The following is a 16,483-nucleotide window of genomic DNA, read 5'->3' on the forward strand; positions in this document are numbered from 1 at the left end:
CAGCTTACTGGTTAGGCGCGGGTTCAGCTCTGGCGGCATTATCATGATAGCGGCTAATGGCGGCATTTAAGCGCTGCAAAAAGTCCGGCTGCAAAGACAAGTAGTTATTGCTGACGTAAAAACCAAACGGCAATGTTAATTCCTGCTGCATATTGTAGCGCGACGCATCCAGTTGCTGCTTGGCGATAAGCGCTGTGGCCACGTCGGATGGCAACATAATGGCATCTACCCGGTTAAAATCCAGCAGTTTAAACAGGCCATGAATGTTATTGGTACCAGCAGTAATTTTGTATTTATGCTGCTGTAACCAGGAAAAGATATTACTGTTCATTTGTGCCGACACCAGCGCATCTTGTCTGAACTGCTCACTACCCGGCACCACATCTTTGCGCGCTTTCAGCCACACCCAACTCCAGTCGGTAGTAATAACCGGCAGAGAAAACTGCGCCACATGGCTGCGTTCTGCGTTTTCTGTAGCCAGAAAAAACATATCAATCTGCTGATTTTGCATATCGATTAAGGCGCGGCCAAAATTGGGTACAGGGATCAGCTGATACTGCAGACCGGCTTCGGTCATAATGCTGATAAAGGCATCGTAGCCCGGCCCACTGAACTCCCCCTGCGCCAGCACGGTATAAGGTGGATAATCCGGTATTGCTACACGCAGCGCGGTTACTTCAGCACTGCTAAGCGCTGTACTCAGACATAGCAACAAACCACTCCACAACAGCCTCATTTACTACAACCCTGTATTAAGTATCCACCACAGAGTACCAGCATGGATTTGTTAACAACCTAAATATCGCCCATAAATGCAGATTGTGCAATGCTGAGCGGTTAACAGCTGCCAATGAGATTGCAGTTGTACCGTTAATGCATTATGGTTACCCGATGCAAAGGTACAAACAACACTCGGCGCTAAACGACAACGTTTATTGCCCACACCATATCGCTATCGCCTTCCATTCTTAGGCCGGTTTTGCCCTGGGCGAAACCGGCTAAATACTTGCTTATCACCCAAACCATTTTGTCTCTGTAAAGCGGAGCTGTAATGTATTTTTGCTACCCCAAACTATCCAACAAGTTTGTTGCCTGTGTTATTGCCAGATTGGCCTGTCGGCAATTATTTCCGCTAACCGCGCAGCAACTAAGCTGCATGGTGCATGCTATTGCCGACAGCAAAAATCAAAGTCGGCTTAACAGTAGCGGCTGCATTCGTCCGGGCAGTACGGTTGAACTGCAAAACCTTGATACCGGCGAGCGTGGCTGGCTGCAACTGGTTAATCCGGCACAAGCGGATTATCGCCAAGGCCGCATTTCGTTGTTATCGCCGCTGGGCTGTGTCTTGCCGGGTAAAACGGCTGACATGGTTATCTCGCTGCCACTGTTAGGTTGCGTCTTGCGCTTTCGCATTCTCACTGTGCTGTACGTACAGCACTCTGTTAAACACGACACACTAAACATGTCTAAAATGAAGGAGCTAAAAATGAAAACCCCCGATATCGTCCTGTCCACTACCGATTATGACCGGCTGGATGCCTTACTTGGCAACCTGAGTACGGACAGCATGGGTTATGACACCTTAAGCCAGGAACTGGAACGCGCCAGTGTGGTGGCACCAGAGCAACTTCCGGCCAATGTGATCAGTATGAACTCCAGTGTACGTTTTCGCCTGGGTAACGGTAAAACCAGCACCCTAACTCTGGTGTACCCGAAAGATGTCAGCCAAAACGGCAATACTATTTCGGTGCTGGCACCGGTAGGTTGCGCCTTGCTCGGCCTGAAAACCGGCGATACGATTAACTGGCCATTACCGGGCGGCGACATGTCGACTATTACAGTTGAAGAGCTGCTATACCAGCCAGAACGCGCTGGCGCTTATTATCGCTGAGCGGCTAAAACCGTGCGCTGCGGTTAAGCCATTTGGGCTGGCCGCAGCATAGGCATAACCGGGATGGTAATGTTACACTAGCACCTTATTAGTCAACCATCTGATACAACCCAACCAACAGAGTCGTATATGCGTGTGTTTATTCGTTTATTTTTCCGCCTGGTTCGTCTTATCTTAACCCCTTTTATGCTGCTGGCAGAAAAGCTCACAACGCCAAAAGCCATAGCGCGCAACCCCGCTGAGCAACAGCAGGTAGACGCCGCCTGCCAACAACTGGCGCTGTATCAATTCGCAGCCTGCCCGTTTTGTATCAAAGTGCGCAAGCAGATGGCGCGGCTGGGGCTTAATATTGAAAAGCGTGACGCACAGCACAATCAACTGCACCGTAACGAGCTGGAACAAAGCGGCGGCAAAGTGAAAGTACCCTGCCTGCGCATTGAAACAGCAACCGGCGAGGTACAATGGTTATATGAATCTGCCGATATTATTGCTTATTTGCAGCAACGTTTTGCCTAAAACCCGGCCGCGGTTTTACAGCAACTGCGGCTAAAAATCCTGCTTCGCAAAACGCCGCAACTGCTATAAAATGCGCCACCCAAATTTCGCCTGAGCAGTATGCAGCGATGCTGTCATCCAATGCGTTATACACCGATTTATCCACCTACTATGATTTAATGTGTTGCGACATCAACTACCCTGCACAAAGCAATACTGTGCACCGGTTGCAGCAACTGCTGGGTAACGGCGGCAAAAACCATCTTGATCTGGCCTGCGGCAGTGCGCCGCATATCCGCCATTTTATTGATTATGGTTATCAGTGCAGCGGGCTGGATATTAACCAACCGATGTTAGATTTAGCTAAAGCCCGCTGCCCACAAGCGCATTTTATGCTGCAGAATATGTGCAGCTTTACGCTGGATAAGCCGGTCGATTTAATCACCTGCTTTTTATACTCTATTCATTACAACCAGAGCATAGCTACGCTTGCGCAATGCATTACCAGTGCGCACGCCGCTTTAACGCCTGGTGGCATGCTGTGTTTCAATGCAGTTGATAAGGTCACCATCTGTAACAACAGCAGGGTACGCCACAGCACTATGCTGCACGATAGTCATTTTCAGTTTGAATCTGGCTGGCATTACAGCGGCGACGGTGAGCAGCAAAGCTTAAAGCTGCAGATCATAAAAACCAGTGCCGGTCAGCGCCAGCTGTGGCAGGATGAGCATGCGATGGTCGCAATTAGCTTTGCCCAGTTACAAGCGCTGTTATTGCCGTATTTTGACGTGCATATATTGGCGCATAACTATGACAGCATAGCGCCCTGGGATCAAAAAGCCGGCAATGCTTTATTTGCCTGTATCAAGCGCGCGGACTAACAACTGACAGCTTTAAACTTTGGTGGTCAGCCGACGCATTATGCCAGATAGCACAGAGAAACAGAGAAACAGAGAAACAGAGAAACAGAGAGTAAGGTACAACCTGGATCCTTACCCTCTGCAGTCTGCCGGGAGCAGCAGTCGGTTACATTTTAAAGCTGACGCCGATAAAGTAACGGGCGCCAAATTGATCAACAGAGTGGGTATAACCATATTCTGGCCGGTTAATACGCCGAACTTCGTTCAGAATATTCACCGCTTCCAGCGAAATATCGATGTTGTCGGTCATATGCCAGACAAAAGATGCGTCCAGCGACTTAAACGGCTGGGCTGTACCGGCCTGATCATTATAAATTTGCCGCCACTCATCCCGGGCGTTATAGGCAAGACGCGCACTTAACAGCTCGTTTTCGTAATACGCTGACAGGTTATAGGAGTTCTCCGATACACCATACAAAGGGCCTTTACCGGTAGTAATGCTGTTTAGCTCGCTGTCGGTGTAGGTGTAATTTGCCAGCACGCCAAAACCGTTGCCAAAGTCCTGTTGAAACTGCAGCTCTATGCCATTTACTGACGCCTTACCGGCATTACGGTAGCGGGTAACGATACAACCGCTGCAGCCTTCAATTGACTCAAGCTCGCTGGTTGACTCTATGTAATCGCTGATGTCTTTGCGAAACAGCGTTGCGCTTAATAAAGATGAGGCATTGAAGTACCACTCCAGCCCAAGATCAAACTGATTAGAACGATAAGGCGTAATATCCGGGTTACCAATACTGGCGGTTTTTTGGTGCACTTCAATATTGCTGGCCATCTTCATTTGTTCATACTGTGGCCGCGCTACCGACTTGCTGGCGGCAAAGCGTAGCAACAGATCCTGCTGTATGTCATACACCAGGTTTAAACTTGGCAGCAAATTGCTATAGCTAATGCTCTGGCGCAGGCTATCGTTACTTGACGTCACCTCGGTATCAACCCAGCGCAGGCCAACATTACCGCGCAAACGCTCGGTATTAAAATTAGCTTTAACATAGGCCGCGCTGATATCTTCGTCTATGGCAAAGTAGTTTGTACTGACACCAGTGGCTTTGTTCGCTTCGGCATAGGCCAGCACACTGCTGTTAATCACAGCAAAGTCTGTCAGTGCAGTATTGGCCGGTAATTCACTTAAAATACCCGTTACCGTACCGCCGTTAAATGTTTGCATTGACAGGCCGGCTGCTTCGGCTTTGGCCAGCAGGCCATCATCCCTGACGAATTGTGATGCGCTAAAACTCTGTTGCTGATACTTCACACCGCCTTCAATGCTGCTAAAACCAAAACTGTCCAGATGGTATTTGTAGTCGGCCTGATAATAGTCGATGTCATTGTCACGAATGTTGTCCAGATAACTGAACTCCATAAAGACTTTCATCTTGTTATGGTCGAGCAAAATGTCGGCATTATCCGGCATAAATTTGTGCGTACCGCGTATATCCCAGCTTACGCCAGAACTGGATTTATCTACCGTATCGCCAAACCAGATACTGGATTGTTTACCACGTGATGTCGCACCGGAGCGACCGGCAATGGCGGCCAGCTCCCAGTTGTCGGCCTGATAATCCAGCTGCAGATTAAGCACATCTGACACCATTTTAGGTGTTCTGACCACAGTGTTGTTAAACAACGGCACGCCATAGTCATCCGGATCGCGGCTGCGGCTATGCGCCGCCACCAACACGCCCTGATCGTTATATACCGCCGACTCAGCATCAACAATGCCGTTAACATGCATAAAATTAAAAATAGCAGTATTTACATGCGGGTTGGCTAATTCAAAGCGGTTGTAATCGGCTGACAGCAGCAGCTTATCGCTGGCCTGAAATTGCACAGACAGCTGCGAGCTGGTCCTTTTACGCTGTTCATCAAACAGGATGCTGGCCAGCCCCAACGGCATAACCGGATGATTACCTTCGGTATCAGGTACTTCAGGCTTGTTGATGCCATCCCAGCTAATAGCACCACCAAAGGTGCTTTGTGTTTCCCGGGCCACTTTATTTTTTTCGACCGAATGGGCCAGCAGCACACCAAAACGCGCCGCGCTATCTTTCCAGCTGTACAAACCGGACAGGCTCGGCTTCCAGCCATCGGTATTAGTGTTATGGCTGGCCTCAACCGAGCCAAACAGCGTATTGGCATCCAGCTCTAACGGCTTGCGGGTTTTCAGGTTAATAGTACCGCCCATTGCACCTTCGTTGATCTGGGCTTCATTAGATTTATACACGTCCATGCCGGCTATTTGCTCGGCAGACACCATTTCAAAATTAAAGCTGCGGGTAAAAGGGTCATTATCAAACCAGCCTACCGTCGCCACATTCTGACCATTTAGCAGCAACAGGCTGTGCTCAGGTGCCGTACCACGTATATTCACGCCATCCACTTCGCCATACGTTCTGGATACGGTAATACCAGGAATACGCTGCAGTGCATCACCGATATTTTTATCGGGAAAATCGCCTATGTCTTCCGCCGACACACTGTCCTGTACTGAGTCGGCGATACGTTTAGTTGCCAGTGATTTGCTCAGGCTGCCACGAATACCGCGTACCTGAATAATTTCGGTGTTATCGGCCGACGGTTGCGCCTGGGTGGATTGTGCCGCAACGGGGGCCGCGCAGCAGCCTGCCAGCACGGCAATGGCTAAACGACTAAGTGATACATGCATGTTCTTCTCCTGTTGATTTATTAGGTGTCACTGACAAATTATTATGTCTTTTGTTTTGACTTATTATTTATCCATCATTTTTACTAATGTCAACTACTAAATTTTTTTCCGGCGTTTTACAGATAACATCGGCCAGCGCCCGGGCTGCTACCCAGCGGCTGGAATAGCTACATACACAGCTGTTCGCTGGTGGCGTTATTGCTGCCGGTAAATAGTCCGGCCCCAGACATAGCAGCAGCACATTGGCCGGATAATGTTGCAACAAAACCTGCAGCCGCTGCCGTTGTTGTGGGTCAAAATTTTCGCCGGGTAACGGATAATCCTGCCACACTGCCACTATGGGCTTGTCGGCAAAACACTGGTCCGGTTGCTGTAAAAAGCGCTCTAACCTTGCAAAACTAACCTCTTCCAGCACAAATGGTTGTTGTTGCAGTGCTAACAGCAGTTCGGTATCTGCTGCTCTGGGGTCATTGGGGCCAATACCGCGGCTGTTAACCAGCTTTAACCGGTTGGATGGCTGCGCCAGCGAAATAAAATAGGCATCCTGGCGCAGCGGCAACAGCTTGTTATCATCACGGAGCACCCGCACAGCGCGCTGCGCCGCATCACGCGCTAATGCCTGATGTTCCGGCTTGCTGCTATGGCGGCGGCTGTGTTGCAGCTTCAGATAACGCAGTGCCAGCACTTTACTCAAACGCTGATCCAGCAAACTTTCACTCAGCCGGCCCTGGCGCACCGCAGCAATAACACCATCCAGCGTTAATTGCTGCAGCGCTTTATAATCGGTGGTCTGATTTTCATAGTGCTCTTCCGATAACATAATTAAATGGGCTCCGGCCTCCAGCGCCAGTAAGACAGCGTCAACCGGATCAAACTGCTTGCGCATAGCCCACATATTCATACTGTCGCTGATCACCAGGCCATCAAAGCCAAGTTGCCGGGTTAACAGCTGCGTCAGGATCGGCGCTGACAAGGTTGCCGGTAGTTTGGGGTCCAGCTGGGGGTAGCAAATATGGCTGGTCATCATCAGATCAACGCCTACCCCGGCCGCTGCAGTAAATGGCAATAAATCCTGCTGCAGCAGCTGTGCCAGCGATTTGTCTACCACAGGTAATGTCTGGTGGCTGTCTTTAGCGGTATCGCCATGGCCGGGAAAATGCTTGGCACAAGCCAGTAAGCCAGCCTGCTGTATACCCTGACAGGCGGCAACAACATGGCGTGATACCAGTTGCGGGCAAGCGCCAAAGCTGCGCTGGCCGATAATAGGGTTGTCCGGATTGGCGTTAACATCGGCACAGGGCCCGAGGATACAGTTATACCCCAGGTTACCGACTTGCTCGGCAAACATCTGATACATCGCCTGCGTTAACGCCGTATCATCTACCTGCCCCAGCGCCAGATTGCCCGGCCCCAGATCCAGATAACGGGTTAAAATGCCCCAGGCGCCTTCCTGGTCAACCGCCAGTAACAGTGGCGCATCGCACAGATTTAAACTGGCCTGATGTTGCAGCGCAGCTGTCAGTTGCTGTGCCTGTTGTGGTGTGGCAGCGTTATCATCGGTCAGATAAAAGCCACCAATATGGCGCTCCCGCACCAGATAACGGGCGTATTCTACATCCTGGCCGGCAAAAGCCAGTACAAACAGCTGGCCCACTTTTTGTTCGATGGTCATCGCCGACAGCAGCTGCATAATATTTTTTTGCATGGCGGCCTCCTTAAGCCGGTTGCGCCAGCGTCATATCCGCCGCGCCGGTAATTAAGGCCACCAGGGTATTTTTATCAACGTCGCCAATAGCCACATCGGCATTGCAGCGGCCCTGATACAAAACGACGGCTCTGTCGCAGGTATCGATAACGTGCTGCATATTGTGGCTAATCAATACCACTGCCACGCCTTGCGAGCTGATAAGACGGATTAACTCATTTACCTGGGCACTTTGCTCAACACCAAGCGCGGCGGTCGGTTCATCCATAATGACAATTTCTGCGCCCCAGCTTACCGCTCTGGCAATGGCCACGGCCTGACGCTGGCCACCCGATAAGTTGCTGATCTTCTCCGTTAAGCTGGGAATACGGCTGTTCAACCGGTTCAGCGATTTTTGGCTGCGTTTCGCCATGGCTTTACTGTCAAGCCAGCCGAACCAGCGCAAGATTGGATTGGCCGAACGGATCTCACGGTTTAGGTACAGGTTTTGTACCACATCAAATTCAGGAATAATCGCCAGATCCTGAAACACGGTTTCAATGCCGGCGTTTCGGGCTTGCATCGGTGAATCCAGCTTAACGGCCTTGCCGGCAATCAGTATCTCGCCTTCGTCCGGACTGTGAATACCGGAAATACAGCGCACCAGGGTAGATTTGCCCGCACCATTGTCGCCCAGTAACCCTACCACTTCGCCCTTTTTCACACTAAAGCTTACGCCGCGCAGCGCTTCTACGCCGCCAAACCGCTTGGTAATGTTTTTTACTTCCAGAATGGTCTGACTTAATGCCGTTCTAACCATGACGTGCCTCCCTTGCCCCTATTGCTACCGCGCTGATCAAAATAACGCCACGGGTGATCATTTGCTCATCGGTTGAAAAACCGGACAGGATCAAACCATTGTTAATCATCCCCATCAGCCAGGAGCCTATAACAGCGCCGATAATACTGACGCGGCCGCCAAACAGGCTGGCACCGCCGATGGCAACTGCTGCAATCACGGTTAAAAGATCGGCTTCGCCAAGGGTGTAGCGCGCTCCGGCCAGCCTGCCGGCGTATAACAAGCCGGCAATGGCAGCGCACACTGAACACAAGACCAGAGCCTGAATGCGCACTTTGCTGATGTTAATCCCCATGGCCCTTGCCGCCTCAGGGTTACCGCCTACGGCCAGCAAATGCCGGCCAAAAACCAGCTTATTCATTACCAGGTAACCGAACAATGCAAACAGCAGGGTCCAGCATAACAAGCCCGGCAGGGCTAAAAATTCACCCGCGCCAAACAGCATTAAAAACAGGGGCGCAATGATCGGTATAGATTCCAGGCCGCTAATCTGCCGCGCCAGGCCGGTGATGACGCCCATAGTGCCCAGAGTGACCAGCAGCGACGACACTCTGAGGCGCTCTATCAGCACACCATTGACCAGACCAACCAGCACACCGCTTAACAAGGCGCCGGCAACCGCCAGCGGCACCGAGGTATATTGCAATAATAGCGCGGCCACTATGGCGCTAAGCGCAACCACAGCACCGATAGATAAATCGATATGGCCAACCGCCAGCGCAAAGCTTAAACCGACCGCCATCAGGGTGATAGGTGCCGTCTGACGGACAATGTTCATAAAATTGGCCAGGCTAAAAAAGCCGGTATCGTGCAAAAAAATGCTAAAGGCGGCCAGCACCAAGATAAACATGTAGTAAATAAAGTATTGCCGTTGCAGTAAGCGGCTTTTCCAGGGCGCGCGCAGTGGCGCCGATGTTATAGCGGACATAAACTTAGTCTCCGAGCGCAATAGAAATAATACGGGGTAATTCAGTACGATAAGCTTGCTGCCATACGTCACTGATATTCTGTTTTGTTACCAGCTCAAACGGTACCAGCGTAAAAAGTGGTGTGCCCTGCCCCAGCTCTGCCAACAGGGCGATGCGGGCCATGGCCGCACCAATTTCGTAAGGCCGATCTGACACCGACGCCAGCATATTGCCGTTCTGGGCCATATTCAGCAGGTTATTTATGCCCAAGTCGTGGGAGACAACCCGCACCGCGCTATAGCCATCGCTGCGCAGCGCTTGCACCACGCCCTCGGCAGCAGTATCCCAGGACACATAAATCAGCTGCAACTCCGGGTGACGCAACAACATGGCCGAGGCAATAGCACTGGTATCATGCTCTTTAACAAAGCCGCTTTGCGCCACCACTTCAATACCGCTATAGGCTTTCAGCGCTGTGATAAACGCATTGTCGCGGGTATTGGTAATAAAATAGTTGGCATCGTGCACTATTAAGCCCACCTTACCTTTGCCACCAAGGTGCTGAAATACCGCTTCTGCCGCTTGCTTGCCCATGCCTTGCATATCATCGGTAACGATGCCAAAAAAATCCTTGCCATGCTCAAAGCCAGGCACCGGATTACTTAGCAACACCAGCTTAGTTCCTTGTCGGGTCGCTTTTTGCAATGCCGCTTTGGCGCTTATGCCATCGATAATCAGCGACAACAGCATATCTGGTTTAAGCGCCTGAATATTCTCGATATCGGCAACTTGCTTTACCGGATCATACTGGGCATCGGTGCTAACTAACACTTTTACGCCATAGCGCTCAAAGGTGTCACGCGCGCCGCGATTTACCGCATTTATCCAGGGGCTGGCACCGTGCCATGCCAGGGCTGCAGTTAACTGCATGTTGTTGAGTTGCTCGGCTTGGACTGCGCTTAACTGCACAGCTGACGCATGGCTGGCAGAGGCCAACTGGTTAACAAAGGCGTTATCCGCCCGGGCCGGCACACACAGCAACATGATAGAAAAAATCATTGCATAACAGTGTATTGACATCAAAAACCCTACTATTCTATGTTGGCATTTCAACTTAGTGTAGGGGTTAGATTTTATATGTCAATCATTTTTACTTAACTAGCTAGGAGAATAAAACTGACGACCATTCGGATATTACGTACAATATCTTCGCAGAATAAATACGGGGGCATGCTGACTTGCTGGCATCGAATTCCAAACAAAACAAAGCACTGAATTTACGACTGGTATTGTCATACATCGCCACACTCAGCCCGATATCCCGTGCCGAGATCGCCAGGATCAGCGGTTTAACCAAGCAAACCATCACCAATATGGTCGATGAGTTGTTAGCGGCAGCCTTAGTAACTGAAGTGGGTGTAAAAAAAGACGGTGTCGTTGGCAAGCCATCAAAGATGTTGGCGTTATGCGCCAGCGGTACTTATAGCGTTGGCATCAGAGTTTTCGAGCATTACTGCGTACTGGCGCTCTTTAATCTGACCAACCAAAAACTGGCGCAAAGTCGCATTGCGCGCAGTGACGATTTGCCACAGGCGCTTAACCAGGCCGTTATCACTTTACTTAGCCAGCACCAGCTATCTATTGCTTCCTTATTAGGTATCGGCTTAAGTTTTGCCGATCAGGCCGATCAGCACTATCCCAACCATCAGGCCAGGCTGGATTTTGTGCAACAGCTGGCCAACACCAGTGGCCAACCGGTAACGCTTGAAACTACCGCCTCAGCCTGTGCCGCCTGCCATATGCTCTATGGCGAGGCCAGAGGCCTTAACAGCTTTGTTTATGTGCATCTTGGCCGGCAAATCGAATCTACCGTAGTATTTGGCCGGCGCATTATGCTGGGCCACAACCAGTTAAGTGGGCATTTAGGCGAAATTTTCGTTTCTGCTGAAACCAGCAGCAAAGATGGCGAACTGGGCCGGTTAAATGATTTTGCCTCGCTAAGTGCGCTGCAACAGTTAAGCCGGCAAAGCGAACTGGATTTAGATAGCCTGACAAGCCTGATGCAGCAACAACCACAGCTTATCGATAAATGGCTGGAACACGCCGCCGAGCCCATGCGCATTGCTATTCATATGTTGGAATCGGTATTTAACAGCCAGACCATTATTTTTGGTGGCGATGTCACGACAGAATTACTTGATCTGTTTATTGCCCGATTACGGCCACTTATTCCGTCTATCGCACAGTTTGGCAGTCGTGATGTACCACGGATGATTAAAACGCCGAATGTTTACGACATTGCCATCAGTGGTATTGCCACCTTACCCTTACACAGCGCGCTGGATATGGATCGGCCCTACTCTGCCTGTTTACCGCAATTTAGCGCATTAACCAGCAAACAGGCGTTATTGTACCTAAATGACAGCCAGCAAAACTAAACAACCAGTCGCTAATGCTCTGCAGCAATACGGCCGATAGCAACAGCCTGCGGCCAGATGCGCGCCTTTGGTGCCAGCACAAAAATATCGCCATTTTGCCCGGTTAATTGCACCGGTACACCAGCGGCACGGGCAACAGCGGCATTAGCCTGCATATGCCCGGCTTCGCCATGCACAGGTACCGCGATAGCAGGCTTAACATAGCGGTACAGTAAGTCCAGCTCGCCCTGGTTTGGATGGCCAGACACATGAATAGGTAATAAGCTGTCGGCAGGCTGCAGGGTCCGCACTTTTAACAATTTAAGTTTATCCAGCAAACGACTGACCAGCATGTCATTACCCGGGATCAAGTTGGCGCTAAACAGCACTAAGTCATTTTCCTGCAACAACAACTGTGGATGGCGCTGCTCGGCCAGCCGGGTTAGTGCGGCTTTGGGCTCCCCCTGGCTGCCAGTGGCGGCAACCAGCACTTCTTCAGCCGGCAGGTAACCAACATGGCTGGCGTCAATCAGCGGTATATCATCCGGCCAGTAGCCGCAGACACGGGCGGCGCCAACCATATTCTCCATGGCGCGGCCAAATAACGCCAGATATCGCCCGGTGCGTTGGGCTATTCGGCCAAGGCTAATTAAACGGCCTATATTGCTGCTAAAACCTGTAACCACCACCCGCTGTTTTTCCTGGCTGATAACTTCATACAATGCCTGGTAGCAGGCGGTTTCAGACAATGAAAAGCCGCTTTTTAGGGCATTGGTCGAATCACAGACCATTGCCGTAATGCCCTGCGTTGCCAGCCGTTTAAACACCTGACTTTTAAACGCCCGGCCGGTAATGGGTGCAGCGTCCATCTTCCAGTCGGCGGTGTGAAACACCTTAGCCGCCGGTGTGGTAATTAACAGTGCCTGCGGCTCGGGTATCGAATGGGTAATATTGAGCCAGTTAATTAAGAATGACCCTATATTGCAGGTACCGCCCGGCGCAATTTCAATGATCGGCATAGCCTGTGATGTGCCACTGCGTGCCAGTTTACGCCGCAGGATCTCTGCGGTAAAAGGCGTGCAATACACCGGACAATTAAAGCGCGGCCACAAAAAAGGCAAAGCGCCGATATGGTCTTCGTGGGCATGGGTAATGATAATGCCGCACAGTTGCTCGCGGCGCTGGCTGATAAAGGCCGGATCGGCGGCTTGCACTTCGGCGGTTATCGGGCTGGGGGTTGGCTGCAGCGGGTTATAAAAGGTCACGCCGCAGTCGACCATCAGCCATTGGCCGTCATGACCATACAGATTCAGGTTCATGCCTATTTCGCCGCAACCACCCAAGGGCAAAAACCACAGATCGTTTGGCCCGGGCGTCAGGTGCTCCGGTACGGATGCAGTCAATTCAACTACCTACTGCTTAGTCAATACACTATGCCAGGCGGCTAATATAGCAAAGCGTCGTCAGGCAACCAAATTTGATTGCCCACCAGCGCAATATCAGGCTGCCTAGCTGGCTTCAGCAATAGATACCGCCTTGCGGTACAGCACGGCGTCCACTTCACCTAATGCATCCTGATGCATATAGCGTTTTACAAACTGCATACCCAGTTTACGCATAACACCAATAGAGCCGGCGTTATCCGGCACCGTAATAGCCGATAAAAACTGTACATTGCGGTTTTGTGCCAATACCGCAGCAGCCACAGCCGCGGCAGCTTCACTGGCAAAGCCCTGGCGCCAGTACGCACGCTTAAAACGCCAGCCAAGCTCAACATCATCACGGCTTGGGTTGGCAGTATTAAAGCCCATAGGGCGGATCAGTACCCAGCCAAGATAAGCATTGTCCTGTAAGCGGCGCACCTGCCAAATGCCGTAACCTTGCTCCGGGTTGCGGTACTGCGCCATGCGCGGCAAAAATATATCGGTTATGGCCTGCATCGTGGTTAACTTACCACCGCTTAGGTGGCGCATCACTTCTTCATCCTGATCGACTTCAAATAACAGCTCTGCATCCTGCTCTGACAGCAGGGCGAAGCTTAATCTTTCTGTTGCAGCAACCTTTAGCATTACAAAACTTCCTGTATTTTGCCGGCGACTGACGCCAGCAGCCCATTACATATCGATAATATAGATTAAGGCAATCGCTTTAATTCGCATAAAACAATCAGCGTCTTACTATACTCTTTTTGTTGTCGTTTTCCTAAGCGGGTAAGGCCCTGCTAAGTCCGACAGATTAAAAAACTGTCACGCCAAAGTACAGAATTAATGCTGGCAGACAGTTTTGATAAGTATCAGGGCCTTACGGTGTGCAATCAACATACGTTAACTAAAAGGAAGCCAATAATGAAACATCACATAATGGCCAGAAAAACCCTGCTCAGCGTTATAACTATGCTGCTGGTATCCGGGGCCACCTTCGCCAGTGACAAAACCATGACCAAGCCAGCCGGCGCCTCAGGCCACGGTATGGTCCAAGCCGGTGCCATAAGAAGCAACCAGTTTTGGTGGCCACAGCAACTGGATCTGTCAGTGCTGCGTGATCACGATGACCGCTCTAACCCTTATGGTGCCAATTTCAGTTACGCAGACGCCTTTAGCAAGCTTAATCTGGACAATGTAAAGCAGGATATCAATGCACTGCTGACTGAATCACAAGACTGGTGGCCAGCCGACTTTGGTAACTACGGGCCGTTTTTCATCCGCATGACCTGGCACAGTGCTGGCACCTACCGTACTTTGGATGGCCGCGGCGGTGCCGGCGGTGGCCAGCAACGTTTTGATCCGCTAAACAGCTGGCCGGATAATGCCAGCCTGGATAAAGCCCGCCGCTTACTGTGGCCGGTAAAACAAAAATATGGCGCGGCCCTGTCCTGGTCAGATCTGATAGTACTGGCCGGTAATGTCGCGCTGGAAAATATGGGCTTTAAAACCTTTGGCTTTGCCGGCGGCCGCGCTGACGACTGGGAACCGGATATGGTGTACTGGGGACCGGAAGTAGAAATGCTGGCCAGTGACCGCGAAGAAAAAGACGGCAAACTGCAGCGCCCGCTCGGCGCCACCCACATGGGCCTGATTTATGTTAACCCTGAAGGCCCAAAAGGCGTGCCAGACCCACTGGGTTCGGCAAAGAATATCCGTGTCGCCTTTGGCCGCATGGCAATGAACGATGAAGAAACACTGGCCTTAATCGCCGGCGGCCACACCTTTGGTAAAATGCACGGTGCGCATAAACCAGCCGACTGCCTGGAAGCTGAGCCAGGTGCAGCAGGCGTTGAAGAACAAGGCCTGGGCTGGAAAAACAACTGTGGTAAAGGCCACTCTGAAGATACTATTACCAGTGGTTTAGAAGGTGCCTGGACCCAGACGCCAACGCGCTGGACATCACTGTACTTAAGCAACCTGCTTAACTTTGAATGGCAGCAAACACGCAGCCCGGCCGGTGCTATTCAGTGGATCCCAACCGATGAGTCACTGCATAAAATTGTACCGGATGCCCATGTTAAAGGTAAGTTTAACCCGCCGGTAATGACCACCGCCGATTTAGCGCTGAAATTTGACCCGGAATATCGCAAAATTGCCGAACGCTTTTTAGCCGATCCGGAACAGTACCGCTTAGCCTTTGCCAAGGCCTGGTACAAGTTAACGCACCGCGATATGGGGCCAGCACGCAACTTTTTAGGCAAAGAAGTACCGCAAGGAGTGCTCATTTGGCAAGATCCGATAGACGCTTCAACCCAATCGAACATCAATGAAAAAGATGTGAAGTCGCTCAAAGCCAGCATCTTAAAAAGCGGTTTAACGGTACCAGAGTTAGTGCGTGTTGCCTGGGCCTCGGCTGCCAGCTACCGCCACTCTGATATGCGTGGTGGTGCCAACGGGGCCCGTATTGCCTTAGCTCCGCAAAAAGACTGGGCGGTAAACAACCCGGCCGAAACCGCTAAAGTGTTAGCGGCGCTTAGCAAAGTGCAAGCTGACTTCAATAAAGGTAAACGCAAAGTGTCGCTGGCTGACACTATAGTACTGGGCGGTGCAGCGGCAATAGAAAAAGCCGCTAAAGATTCCGGTTATACCCTAACCGTACCCGTTAAACCGGGCCGTGGCGATGCCAGCCAGCAAATGACCGATGTTAACTCGTTTAGCCTGCTGGAACTGACCGCAGATGGCTTTCGCAACTACTTTGATGCCGCCAGCTATAAATCGCCGACTGAAATGCTGATAGACAAAGCCGATCAGCTGAACCTGACCGTGCCGGAAATGACAGTCTTAGTAGGTGGCCTGCGGACATTGGATGCCAACTATCAGGGGGCAAAGCACGGCGTATTCACTAATAAGCCAGGTACGCTAAACAACGACTTTTTCGTTAACCTGCTGGACATGTCCACGGTATGGAAAAAATCAGCTACCGACGGCGTGTACGACGGTTTTGACCGTAAAACCGGCAATAAAAAATGGACTGCTACGTCGGTTGATCTGATCTTCGGTGCAAACTCAGAACTGCGCGCCGTGGCCGAAGTGTACGCCTTTGATAGTTCGAAGCAGAAGTTTGTCGATGACTTTGTTAAAGCCTGGACAAAGGTAATGAACCTTGACCGCTAACAGGCTAAGCTAAGTCGCCAATAGCGCTGCCCCTGTGACGGAGCAG

At 51.1% G+C, this 16,483-nt stretch carries 13 protein-coding genes and 1 pseudogene; 6 read left to right on the forward strand and 8 right to left on the reverse strand.

Annotated features, from left to right (window positions below; genetic code table 11):
- Positions 1–4: 4 nt before the first annotated feature.
- Positions 5–736, reverse strand: a complete 732-nt coding sequence (locus MN202_RS00680; protein WP_335734156.1) for a substrate-binding periplasmic protein — start codon at positions 734–736, stop codon at positions 5–7.
- Positions 737–1,156: 420 nt separating this feature from the next.
- Here MN202_RS00680 and MN202_RS00685 point away from each other — a divergent pair.
- From MN202_RS00685 to MN202_RS00700, 4 genes and pseudogenes are all read left to right on the forward strand, one after another.
- A pseudogene (locus MN202_RS00685) lies at positions 1,157–1,417 on the forward strand (GreA/GreB family elongation factor); the annotation flags it as partial.
- A gap of 69 nt (positions 1,418–1,486) precedes the next feature.
- Positions 1,487–1,891, forward strand: a complete 405-nt coding sequence (gene rnk / locus MN202_RS00690) for a nucleoside diphosphate kinase regulator (protein ID WP_335734438.1) — start codon at positions 1,487–1,489, stop codon at positions 1,889–1,891.
- Between the two features lie 129 nt (positions 1,892–2,020).
- On the forward strand, positions 2,021–2,407 hold the full coding sequence (locus MN202_RS00695; protein WP_335734157.1) for a glutathione S-transferase N-terminal domain-containing protein: 387 nt from the start codon (positions 2,021–2,023) through the stop codon (positions 2,405–2,407).
- Between the two features lie 107 nt (positions 2,408–2,514).
- Positions 2,515–3,267 carry a class I SAM-dependent DNA methyltransferase gene (locus MN202_RS00700; RefSeq protein WP_335734158.1) on the forward strand — a complete coding sequence of 251 codons (753 nt, stop codon included), beginning with the start codon at positions 2,515–2,517 and terminating at the stop codon, positions 3,265–3,267.
- A 145-nt stretch (positions 3,268–3,412) separates the two neighbouring features.
- Here MN202_RS00700 and MN202_RS00705 read toward each other — a convergent pair whose 3' ends face one another.
- The 5 genes from MN202_RS00705 to MN202_RS00725 all read right to left on the reverse strand — a co-directional run bounded on the left by MN202_RS00705 (position 3,413) and on the right by MN202_RS00725 (position 10,481).
- Complete coding sequence (locus MN202_RS00705; protein ID WP_335734159.1) at positions 3,413–5,971, reverse strand: TonB-dependent receptor; 2,559 nt, start codon at positions 5,969–5,971, stop codon at positions 3,413–3,415.
- Between the two features lie 67 nt (positions 5,972–6,038).
- Positions 6,039–7,676 carry a glycoside hydrolase family 3 protein gene (locus tag MN202_RS00710; RefSeq protein ID WP_335734160.1) on the reverse strand — a complete coding sequence of 546 codons (1,638 nt, stop codon included), beginning with the start codon at positions 7,674–7,676 and terminating at the stop codon, positions 6,039–6,041.
- A gap of 10 nt (positions 7,677–7,686) precedes the next feature.
- Positions 7,687–8,475 carry an ATP-binding cassette domain-containing protein gene (locus MN202_RS00715; protein ID WP_335734161.1) on the reverse strand — a complete coding sequence of 263 codons (789 nt, stop codon included), beginning with the start codon at positions 8,473–8,475 and terminating at the stop codon, positions 7,687–7,689.
- Positions 8,468–9,442, reverse strand: coding sequence for an ABC transporter permease (locus tag MN202_RS00720; protein ID WP_335734162.1), 975 nt, complete (start codon positions 9,440–9,442; stop codon positions 8,468–8,470). The genes MN202_RS00715 and MN202_RS00720 overlap by 8 nt, the downstream gene beginning before the upstream one ends.
- Positions 9,443–9,446: 4 nt before the next feature.
- Positions 9,447–10,481, reverse strand: a complete 1,035-nt coding sequence (locus MN202_RS00725) for a substrate-binding domain-containing protein (protein ID WP_335734163.1) — start codon at positions 10,479–10,481, stop codon at positions 9,447–9,449.
- A gap of 179 nt (positions 10,482–10,660) precedes the next feature.
- Here MN202_RS00725 and MN202_RS00730 point away from each other — a divergent pair, with 179 nt between their 5' ends.
- Positions 10,661–11,860 (forward strand): ROK family transcriptional regulator, encoded by a 1,200-nt coding sequence (locus tag MN202_RS00730; RefSeq protein WP_335734164.1) that lies wholly within the window; start codon positions 10,661–10,663, stop codon positions 11,858–11,860.
- A gap of 11 nt (positions 11,861–11,871) precedes the next feature.
- On the opposite strand, the gene MN202_RS00735 is transcribed toward MN202_RS00730, so the two are convergent.
- Complete coding sequence (locus tag MN202_RS00735; RefSeq protein WP_335734165.1) at positions 11,872–13,242, reverse strand: ribonuclease J; 1,371 nt, start codon at positions 13,240–13,242, stop codon at positions 11,872–11,874.
- Between the two features lie 105 nt (positions 13,243–13,347).
- Entirely contained in the window at positions 13,348–13,908 is a 561-nt protein-coding gene (locus MN202_RS00740) for a GNAT family N-acetyltransferase (protein ID WP_335734166.1), read from the reverse strand.
- Positions 13,909–14,274: 366 nt separating this feature from the next.
- Here MN202_RS00740 and katG point away from each other — a divergent pair, with 366 nt between their 5' ends.
- Complete coding sequence (katG, locus tag MN202_RS00745; RefSeq protein WP_418333813.1) at positions 14,275–16,437, forward strand: catalase/peroxidase HPI; 2,163 nt, start codon at positions 14,275–14,277, stop codon at positions 16,435–16,437.
- Positions 16,438–16,483: the final 46 nt, after the last annotated feature.

This window comes from Rheinheimera muenzenbergensis, from assembly GCF_036984005.1.
Taxonomy (GTDB): domain Bacteria; phylum Pseudomonadota; class Gammaproteobacteria; order Enterobacterales; family Alteromonadaceae; genus Alishewanella; species Alishewanella muenzenbergensis.

Excerpts from the sequence above, each read along its gene's own strand:
- MN202_RS00725 (WP_335734163.1), bottom strand. The coding sequence starts at position 10,481 with ATGATTTTTTCTATCATGTTGCTGTGTGTGCCGGCCCGGGCGGATAAC.
- MN202_RS00710 (WP_335734160.1), bottom strand. The coding sequence starts at position 7,676 with ATGCAAAAAAATATTATGCAGCTGCTGTCGGCGATGACCATCGAACAA.
- rnk (WP_335734438.1), top strand. The coding sequence starts at position 1,487 with ATGAAAACCCCCGATATCGTCCTGTCCACTACCGATTATGACCGGCTG.
- MN202_RS00740 (WP_335734166.1), bottom strand. The coding sequence starts at position 13,908 with ATGCTAAAGGTTGCTGCAACAGAAAGATTAAGCTTCGCCCTGCTGTCA.
- MN202_RS00700 (WP_335734158.1), top strand. The coding sequence starts at position 2,515 with ATGCTGTCATCCAATGCGTTATACACCGATTTATCCACCTACTATGAT.
- katG (WP_418333813.1), top strand. The coding sequence starts at position 14,275 with ATGACCAAGCCAGCCGGCGCCTCAGGCCACGGTATGGTCCAAGCCGGT.
- MN202_RS00705 (WP_335734159.1), bottom strand. The coding sequence starts at position 5,971 with ATGCATGTATCACTTAGTCGTTTAGCCATTGCCGTGCTGGCAGGCTGC.
- MN202_RS00720 (WP_335734162.1), bottom strand. The coding sequence starts at position 9,442 with ATGTCCGCTATAACATCGGCGCCACTGCGCGCGCCCTGGAAAAGCCGC.
- MN202_RS00715 (WP_335734161.1), bottom strand. The coding sequence starts at position 8,475 with ATGGTTAGAACGGCATTAAGTCAGACCATTCTGGAAGTAAAAAACATT.
- MN202_RS00680 (WP_335734156.1), bottom strand. The coding sequence starts at position 736 with ATGAGGCTGTTGTGGAGTGGTTTGTTGCTATGTCTGAGTACAGCGCTT.
- MN202_RS00695 (WP_335734157.1), top strand. The coding sequence starts at position 2,021 with ATGCGTGTGTTTATTCGTTTATTTTTCCGCCTGGTTCGTCTTATCTTA.